The following is a 6,888-nucleotide window of genomic DNA, read 5'->3' on the forward strand; positions in this document are numbered from 1 at the left end:
GGCGACCGCACCCTACCGCCGCACTGGAGAACCCGCCGTGACCGTCGCCCTGCGCCCGCCTCGACCCACCACCGCAAACCTGCTGCCTGCGCTCTTTGCCCGTTCCTGGCTGAAAGAGCAGCGGCTTTCCGACGACGGCTTCTGCGACTCCCTCGCCACCATCCAGCTCTCCCCCAGCCTTTCCATGGCGCTAGTCTTTCCCGGCAAGCAGACCTTTCGCCGGCTCAGCCACCGCGGCCTCGCGGACATGGATATCTCCGCGCGCCGCGCATGGAACCACGCCTCCCATAACCTGCAGCGCGCCGCACTCGATTCGCAAGGGCTGCGTTTTTGGACCCGCCCTGCGGCCTGCGAGCTCCCTTCCGCCGCCCGTTTCGGTGGCTTGCAAGTCCGCTCCCACGGCGCACCGATTTCCTCCTGGATTGCCCACCCAGAAACCTTTACTGTGCTGGACAAGCACATGCGCCGCCTCCTGCGATCGCACTCCCTGACCTACCTAGTTCCGGACTCCGCCACGCTCTTCGCCTTTGCCCACCTGCCGGACACCTATGCCCGCCAGCTGGCTGCCGATGCCGTCGCGCGCGTACCCCGCCATCGCACCGTGCTCCACCCACGCCCGCTAGTATGGTCTAACGGATTCCCGCGGGAGTTATGAAAGGAGCACCATGCCGGAAAGTAGGATGTCGCGGCTAAGCAACCAGTACCACGACTGGGCGCGCAGCCACCCCACCGCCGCGGTGGACTTCCGCACCGCCATCGAGGACCTCCTCAATGACGCCGGCATCATCTTTGACCGCGTGTCTACCCGCGTCAAAACCTGGCCCTCGCTGAAGGCGAAGGCCAAAAAGCGCCGCGAGAACGGCGATTTTGTCTATCCCCAGCCGTGGGACGAGATTCACGACGTCATGGGAGTGCGTGTCACCCTGTATCACTCCACCGCTATTCCAGAAGCGCTAGACGTTTTCGGTGAATCCTTTAAGGTTGAACGCTCCGTAGACAAGGCGGCCGAAACTCGCATCTCTGGTGGCTTTGGCTACGGCTCCCACCACCTGGTGCTTACCGTGACCGAAGATAGCGCGGCTGCGATGGAAGAGCTCGCCGCCTACGTGGGATGGACCTTTGAGGTGCAAATTCGCACCGTCCTGCAGCACGCATGGGCGGAATTTGAGCACGATATCCGCTATAAGCAGGGACCGAACCCGCCCTCGCCGGAGGTAGATCGCCTCTTTACCTTGGCCGCGGGGCTTATCGAGCTCGCCGACCAGCAATTCGATGAGATCGCCGCCCTCAAGGCCCCCGATACAGAAACCGACAAGGACGTGGAACTTACCGCCGAGACCCTGCCGGGCGTACTTGCCATCATCTTGGGCAATCGCTTCCCGCTCTCGCGCTCGGAGCACTACCGCTTCTTGGCGGAGCTATTGGAGCAGAACGGCGTGCGCCACTTGGGCCAGCTTGAGCAGCTGCTGGATGACACCGCCATTGCCCACGTCCACGACGCCATGCGCTACCGTTTCCGCCCCGGCCAGGTGCGGCTTATCGACGACCTCCTGCTCAACAAGTTTGGCAAACAACACATCGAGGCCACCGCCGAATCCGGCGACCGCCCAGGCCGCAAGCGGCGGCTTACTGCGCGCCTGAAAGCCCTACGCGCCGCCCACTAGCCGCGCAGGATTTTCGGCAACTTACCGGAAACCGCCGCGGAATTTCTCCATATCGCGGCGCTCCTTCTTCGTCGGCCGACCGGCGCCGCGCGGGCGCACGGGAACCGACGGCAGAAACTCCTTGGGCGGCGGCGGTGGCGCGTGGTCCGTATAGCAGGTGCGCGCGACGGGCGCGCCGACGCGCTTAGCGACGGTCGCTAAAACCTCGAGGTCATGCTCATGGTGGTTGCGCCATACGCGCACGCGGTCGCCAGGCACCACCTGTTGGGAAGGCTTGACGGCCTCGCCGTTGATCTTCACGTGCCCAGCGCGCACGGCGGTCGCGGCCGCGGATCGGGTTTTAAACATGCGAACGGCCCACACCCAGGCATCGATCCTGACGGGGCGGCCGCTAGGTTGCGGGGCCGGCATCTAGTACTGGTTGTGGTTCTCGTTGACGATTTTCTGGATCTTCAGCCAGTTATAGCCGCCACCAACCACGGCGACGATGGCGCCCACCAACATCCAGGCCCAGAAACTAGCCGCCGATAGCACACCCAGCACTGCGCCCACACCGAGGCCGCCGACCACGCATACGACGGCGTTGCGGGAGTGCTTGCGCACCTGCTGCTTGCGCTGCGCAATGGGGTTATTCGGTCGTTGCTGCATAGTCATGGTCAGGATCCTACCTCAACCCACGCGCTGCCCGCCTCTGCCGCTTCGAGCTGGCCCTGCGAGATCGCTGCCAGCGTAGCTTCCAGCTCGTCCAGCCCGCCTGGGCGCACGGCCAGCGTAAAGGTTACCGCGGCCGCATAGGCGGTATCGATTATCTCAAAGCCGCGCCCGCGCAGGTCCGCCTCTACCCGCCCGGCCGTCGCATGTGGGCACTCCACGGCATAAAGCTCCCGGCGCGCCCTAGTTACTGCGCGCACCTTCTCCATGGTCTCGCTCACCGCACCACCATAGGCGTGCACTAACCCGCCAGCGCCCAACTTGATGCCGCCGAAGTAGCGCACGACCACCGCGCACACATCGAGCATGCCGGAGCCCTTCACCACGTCCAGCATCGGCTTTCCGGCCGTACCGGAGGGCTCGCCGTCATCGGAAGAGCGCTCCACCGGGTTCGCACCATCAACGTGATAGACGTAGGCGGAACAGTGGTGGCGGGCGTCGGGAAAGCGGCTGCGGGCGGCGTCGATAAACGCGCGAGCCTCTTCCTCATTGGTGACGCGACCAATCAAGGTAATAAACCGGGAGCGCTTAATTTCAATTTCGTGTTCGACCTGGCCTACTGGGCGACGATAAGAATTCTGCATTAGGCCACGAGGAATTCGTACTCGGGGGTGCCGGGCTTAAGGTACTGCACCGAAATCTTGGATTCTCCCATGCGCTCTAGCAGGCCCTGGAGATCCTCGGCACGGCTAAGCTGCAGGCCCACCAGCGCAGCGCCCGTCTCGCGGTTATTGCGTTTGAGGTACTCAAAGAGCGTGATGTCATCGGTCGGGCCCAAAATCTGGTGCAAGAAATGGCGCAACTGGCCCGGCTCCTGCGGGAAATTCACCAGGAAATAATGCTTCAGGCCGCGGTGGACCAGGGAGCGCTCCATGATTTCGGCGTAGCGCAGCACATCGTTATTGCCGCCGGAAATTACGCACACCACCGTCGCGCCCGGTTCCAGGTCCAATTGGTGCAGGCCCGCCACCGACAGCGCACCGGCCGGCTCCGCAATGATGCCCTCATTTTGATACAGGTTGAGCAGGTCCGTGCACACCGCGCCCTCGGACACGGTGTCGAAGCTCAGGCGCTCGCGATTGGCCTGCAAAATCTCATAGGGCAGCGCGCCTAGGCGCTTGACGGCCGCGCCATCCACGAAGGGGTCGACCTCCTCCAGCGTCACCGGGCCGCCGTGGTCAAACGCCGCTCTTAGCGACGCCGCCCCCTCCGGCTCCATGCCCACCACCCGAGTCTGCGGCGCCATATCCGCCACATAGGAGGTGATGCCAGAAATCAGGCCGCCGCCACCCACAGGAACGACGATGGTATCGAGCGACTTGCCCTTGGCCGAAAGCTGCGCCAGAACCTCCGCCGCGACCGTGCCTTGCCCGGTGATGGTATCGCGGGCGTCGAAGGGCTCGATGAAGGTGGCGTCGCGCTCGGCGGCGTCGGCATGCGCCGCCGCGGCTGCCTCATCGAAGTTGGCGCCGACCACCACCAGTTCCACCTGGTCGCCGCCATGGACCAGGATGCGGTCGCGCTTTTGCATCGGCGTGGGCTCCGGCACAAAAATCTTGCCGGCAATGCCCATCGTGCGGCAGGCATAGGCCACGCCCTGCGCGTGATTGCCGGCCGAGGCCGTAACAATTCCCCGGCCGCGCTCCTCTTGGGGAACATTCGACATACCGTTTAACGCGCCGCGAATCTTATAGGAGCGCACGTCCTGCAGATCCTCCCGCTTGAGATAGACCTCGCAGCCCGTCTCGGCCGACAGCCGAGCGCAGTATTGCAGCGGAGTCGGGGCGATTTCCGAGCTAATCCGCGCCTGCGCCTGCTGGATATCGGATGCATGGATGGTCGAATCAGTCATGTCTTGACAGTCTACCCATTCACTGGAAATTCACTGTCCTTTAGTTGCAGCGTTACCTCCATCAGCAATAGTGGACATAACCACAAGAAAGGAATACTTATGCTCAAGCGCATCTCTCTCTGCGTTACCTCCTCGCTCGTCCTCGCCTGTGCCCCGGCCGCCCACGCCCACATCGTGGATAACGTGCTGGAGCACTCCGCCCCCAACGCGGCACTGCAGCTGACTCCCATCGGTTCCCATGAATCCGGCGTGCTGGGCAAATCCGCCGCCGAAATCGTCGCCTACCACGCTGCGTCCCAGCGCATCCTCACCGTCAATGCGCGCTCTGGCGAGGTCGATATCCTGGACGCCTCCGATCCCACTCAGCCGCGCAAGGTCGGCGCCCTCTCCGCCGGCGGGGACAAGGAAATCAACTCCGTGGCCGTGCGCCCCGATGGCCTGGCCGTCGCCGCGGTACAGCAGGCGGACAAAACCGACAACGGCGAGGCGCTGTTCTTCAATGCCGAAACCGGCGAGGAGCTTGGGCGCGTAGGCGTTGGCGCCCTGCCCGATAACGTGCACCTCACCGCCGACGGCCGCCACGCGCTGGTTGCCAACGAGGGCGAGCCTTCCGACGCCCTCAACGCCGAGGGCACCGCCTACCTCAAGGACCCAGAGGGCTCCATTTCCGTCATCAGCCTGCCCGAGGACGTCGCAGCGCCCGCGCTTGGCGACGTCCACACGGCCGATTTCACCGCCTTTGACACCGCCGACCTCGACCCCTCGATCCGTGTCTTCGGCCCCTCCGGGCACCATAACCTGCCCTCGCGGGACTTCGAGCCGGAGTACATCTCCTCCGCGGGCGGCAAGGCCTACGCCACGCTGCAGGAAAACAACGCCATCGCGGTCATCGATATCGAATCCGCCACCGTAGAAAAGTTAATCCCCGCTCATATCGCAGACCACTCCCAGGTGCCGCTGGATCCGTCCAATAAGGATGACGCCGCGGAGCTGCGCACCATTCCGGTCAAGGGCCTGTCCATGCCGGACTCCATCGGCGCTTTCGAGACTGAAGGCCAGACCTATTTCGCCACCGCCAACGAAGGCGATGCCCGTGAATGGGGCGGCTATACCGACGAAGTAGAGCTCAAGGACCTAGTAAAGGACGGCAAGGTCTGCGATGACCTCGAGCTTCCCGAGGGCATTGAGGATAAGAAGGTCGCCGGCAACCTCAAGCTCTCCAACGCTTCTGGCTGGAACGAAGAAAAGGAATGCTTCGACGGCCTGTATTCCTATGGCTCGCGCTCTTTTAGCATCTACGACGCCGAAGGCAACGTCGTCTTCGACTCCGGTGCGGACTTCGAGAACATCACCAAGGTTATGCCCGGCCTGAACTTCAACGCTGATAACGAGGATCCGGATTTCGATGACCGCTCCGATAACAAGGGACCAGAGCCAGAAGCCTTGACCATCGGCAAGGTTGGCGATCGCACCTATGCCTTCATCGGCGCAGAGCGAGTGGGCGGCATCTTTGTCTACGACGTAACCACCCCCGCCGAGGCAAAGTTTGTCACCTACGTCAACAATCGCGATTTCTCCGTTGGCTACGACGAGGACGATGTCGCTGCCACCACCAAGGCCGGCGACCTCGGACCAGAGGGCCTAGCCTTCGTTCCCGCCGCCGACTCCCCTAGCGATGACGCGCTCCTCATCGCCGGCAACGAGGTATCCGGCACCACCACCGTGTTCTCCGTCAAGGACCTGCTTACCGACGCCTCCGATGACAACGATTCCCCCTCCACGTCTGCGGGTTCCACTGGATCCAGCAACGGCAGCAGCGGCAGCAGCGTCGCTGCCGGCGTGGGCATCGTGGCCGGTTTGGTAGGTCTTGGCGCCCTGATTGGCGGGGCGCTGGGCTTCCTGCCGAAGACCGTCGACGAGTTCTATGCACTGTTGCCGGCCCAGGTGCGCAAGCTTTTGCCATAGACCTTCCGGGGTTTACCTGCTAAATTATTTGAGGCTAATACCTCTCACTCTAAAGGAGAACCATGCGCAACCGTCTCAGCACTTCGCTCGTCGCCGCCACCGCCGTGGTAGCGGGCCTCGTTGCACCACCAACCGCTTCTGCCGCAGAAGATAAGCCGAAGGAGATTTCGGCTGAATGCCAGGCCGAGGTCGACAACGCCAAGGAAGAGCACCTAAAGAAGATTGAGAGCGGCGAGCTCGGATCTTCCGCCCGCACCCCGCAGGAGCTCATGCAGGGCCTGGCTAACGGCTACGGTTCTTCCGGAATGCCGAAGGAGCCGGACTGCGTGGCCGAGGAGGCAGAGGCGCACCAGATCGAGGCGCTCAAGAAGCTTCCCATCTGGGGTTCTTCCTCCCCAGAGAAGTTCCTCGAGGTCATGAGCTGGGTTACCGTGGCCGCCAGCCTCGTTGCCGCGCTGCTGCAGGCCTTCACCATGGTTGCCAAGGTGAACCCCGCTGTGCTGGAGCCAATGAAGAATGCCCTCAAGCAGCTGGGCGTGCGCTTCTAAGCACTAAATAATTGAGCCGCTCCGGAACTGAACTGGCCCCCGAAAGTTGGACTGGTTTAATTCTAGGCGGTTAGGGCTTCAAGGGTCTGATTTCGATATTGCATCGGGGTTAGACCCTTGAGTCGTTGTTGGATGCGTTCGGTGTTGT

The 6,888-nt window shown here is 63.0% G+C and carries 9 protein-coding genes; 4 read left to right on the forward strand and 5 right to left on the reverse strand.

The window, feature by feature from the left end:
* Positions 1 to 37: 37 nt before the first annotated feature.
* Both MHY13_RS10750 and MHY13_RS10755 read left to right on the forward strand, forming a co-directional pair.
* Positions 38 to 655, forward strand: a complete 618-nt coding sequence (locus MHY13_RS10750) for a hypothetical protein (RefSeq protein ID WP_005328828.1) — start codon at positions 38 to 40, stop codon at positions 653 to 655.
* A gap of 10 nt (positions 656 to 665) precedes the next feature.
* Complete coding sequence (locus MHY13_RS10755) at positions 666 to 1,664, forward strand: GTP pyrophosphokinase family protein (RefSeq protein WP_239283096.1); 999 nt, start codon at positions 666 to 668, stop codon at positions 1,662 to 1,664.
* Between the two features lie 21 nt (positions 1,665 to 1,685).
* On the opposite strand, the gene MHY13_RS10760 is transcribed toward MHY13_RS10755, so the two are convergent.
* Genes MHY13_RS10760 through ilvA form a run of 4 tightly spaced genes read right to left on the reverse strand, consistent with a single transcriptional unit; the run spans position 1,686 to position 4,227 of the window.
* Positions 1,686 to 2,075 carry an RNA-binding S4 domain-containing protein gene (locus MHY13_RS10760; protein WP_005324575.1) on the reverse strand — a complete coding sequence of 130 codons (390 nt, stop codon included), beginning with the start codon at positions 2,073 to 2,075 and terminating at the stop codon, positions 1,686 to 1,688.
* Positions 2,076 to 2,318 (reverse strand): hypothetical protein, encoded by a 243-nt coding sequence (locus MHY13_RS10765; protein WP_239283097.1) that lies wholly within the window; start codon positions 2,316 to 2,318, stop codon positions 2,076 to 2,078. It abuts the gene before it with no gap.
* Positions 2,319 to 2,320: 2 nt separating this feature from the next.
* Positions 2,321 to 2,959, reverse strand: coding sequence for a YigZ family protein (locus MHY13_RS10770; protein ID WP_239283098.1), 639 nt, complete (start codon positions 2,957 to 2,959; stop codon positions 2,321 to 2,323).
* Positions 2,959 to 4,227: a threonine ammonia-lyase IlvA gene (gene ilvA, locus MHY13_RS10775; RefSeq protein WP_239193203.1), complete on the reverse strand. Its 1,269-nt coding sequence runs from the start codon at positions 4,225 to 4,227 to the stop codon at positions 2,959 to 2,961. The genes MHY13_RS10770 and ilvA overlap by 1 nt, the downstream gene beginning before the upstream one ends.
* A gap of 99 nt (positions 4,228 to 4,326) precedes the next feature.
* On the opposite strand from ilvA, the gene MHY13_RS10780 reads away from it, so the two are divergent.
* Complete coding sequence (locus MHY13_RS10780; protein ID WP_239283099.1) at positions 4,327 to 6,192, forward strand: choice-of-anchor I family protein; 1,866 nt, start codon at positions 4,327 to 4,329, stop codon at positions 6,190 to 6,192.
* A 62-nt stretch (positions 6,193 to 6,254) separates the two neighbouring features.
* Entirely contained in the window at positions 6,255 to 6,740 is a 486-nt protein-coding gene (locus MHY13_RS10785) for a hypothetical protein (protein ID WP_239283100.1), read from the forward strand.
* Between the two features lie 62 nt (positions 6,741 to 6,802).
* On the opposite strand, the gene MHY13_RS10790 is transcribed toward MHY13_RS10785, so the two are convergent.
* Positions 6,803 to 6,888 (reverse strand): IS3 family transposase (locus tag MHY13_RS10790; protein WP_239274592.1); only part of this gene is annotated, 86 nt, incomplete at its 5' end.

The organism is Corynebacterium sp. ACRPE, from assembly GCF_022347435.1.
Taxonomy (GTDB): Bacteria; Actinomycetota; Actinomycetes; order Mycobacteriales; family Mycobacteriaceae; genus Corynebacterium; species Corynebacterium tuberculostearicum_D.